Raw genomic sequence first — 1,634 nt, forward strand, 5'->3', positions numbered from 1 at the left:
GAACTGTCAGTATTTTGAGTGAGCGACAGACAGAAATGTCTTTAAACAGAGATTAAACTGAAGAGTTTGATCCTGGCTCAGATTGAACGCTGGCGGCATGCCTTACACATGCAAGTCGAACGGCAGCACGGACTTCGGTCTGGTGGCGAGTGGCGAACGGGTGAGTAATATATCGGAACGTACCCAGTAGTGGGGGATAACTATCCGAAAGGATAGCTAATACCGCATACGATCTAAGGATGAAAGCAGGGGATCTTCGGACCTTGTGCTATTGGAGCGGCCGATATCTGATTAGCTAGTTGGTGAGGTAAAAGCTCACCAAGGCGACGATCAGTAGCTGGTCTGAGAGGACGACCAGCCACACTGGAACTGAGACACGGTCCAGACTCCTACGGGAGGCAGCAGTGGGGAATTTTGGACAATGGGCGCAAGCCTGATCCAGCAATGCCGCGTGAGTGAAGAAGGCCTTCGGGTTGTAAAGCTCTTTTGTCAGGGAAGAAAAGGTGCGCTCTAACATAGCGTACTGATGACGGTACCTGAAGAATAAGCACCGGCTAACTACGTGCCAGCAGCCGCGGTAATACGTAGGGTGCAAGCGTTAATCGGAATTACTGGGCGTAAAGCGTGCGCAGGCGGTTTTATAAGTCTGATGTGAAATCCCCGGGCTCAACCTGGGAACTGCATTGGAGACTGTAAGGCTAGAGTGTGTCAGAGGGGGGTAGAATTCCACGTGTAGCAGTGAAATGCGTAGATATGTGGAGGAATACCGATGGCGAAGGCAGCCCCCTGGGATAACACTGACGCTCATGCACGAAAGCGTGGGGAGCAAACAGGATTAGATACCCTGGTAGTCCACGCCCTAAACGATGTCTACTAGTTGTCGGGACTTAATTGTCTTGGTAACGCAGCTAACGCGTGAAGTAGACCGCCTGGGGAGTACGGTCGCAAGATTAAAACTCAAAGGAATTGACGGGGACCCGCACAAGCGGTGGATGATGTGGATTAATTCGATGCAACGCGAAAAACCTTACCTACCCTTGACATGGCAGGAATTCCGAAGAGATTTGGAAGTGCTCGCAAGAGAACCTGCACACAGGTGCTGCATGGCTGTCGTCAGCTCGTGTCGTGAGATGTTGGGTTAAGTCCCGCAACGAGCGCAACCCTTGTCATTAGTTGCTACGAAAGGGCACTCTAATGAGACTGCCGGTGACAAACCGGAGGAAGGTGGGGATGACGTCAAGTCCTCATGGCCCTTATGGGTAGGGCTTCACACGTCATACAATGGTACATACAGAGGGCCGCCAACCCGCGAGGGGGAGCTAATCCCAGAAAGTGTATCGTAGTCCGGATTGTAGTCTGCAACTCGACTACATGAAGTTGGAATCGCTAGTAATCGCGGATCAGCATGTCGCGGTGAATACGTTCCCGGGTCTTGTACACACCGCCCGTCACACCATGGGAGCGGGTTCTGCCAGAAGTAGGTAGCTTAACCGTAAGGAGGGCGCTTACCACGGCAGGGTTCGTGACTGGGGTGAAGTCGTAACAAGGTAGCCGTATCGGAAGGTGCGGCTGGATCACCTCCTTTCTAGAGTAGCGCTGGTAGTTAAGTGTTCACTTTTATTGACTGTTAAAAG

At 52.0% G+C, this 1,634-nt stretch carries 1 rRNA gene; it reads left to right on the forward strand.

The window, feature by feature from the left end:
• Positions 1 to 54 precede the first annotated feature (54 nt).
• Positions 55 to 1,585, forward strand: a 16S ribosomal RNA gene (locus H8K43_RS18620).
• Positions 1,586 to 1,634 lie beyond the last annotated feature (49 nt).

The sequence above is a fragment of the Cognatundibacterium curvum genome (assembly GCF_014284235.1).
Classification (GTDB): domain Bacteria; phylum Pseudomonadota; class Gammaproteobacteria; order Burkholderiales; family Burkholderiaceae_D; genus Undibacterium; species Undibacterium curvum.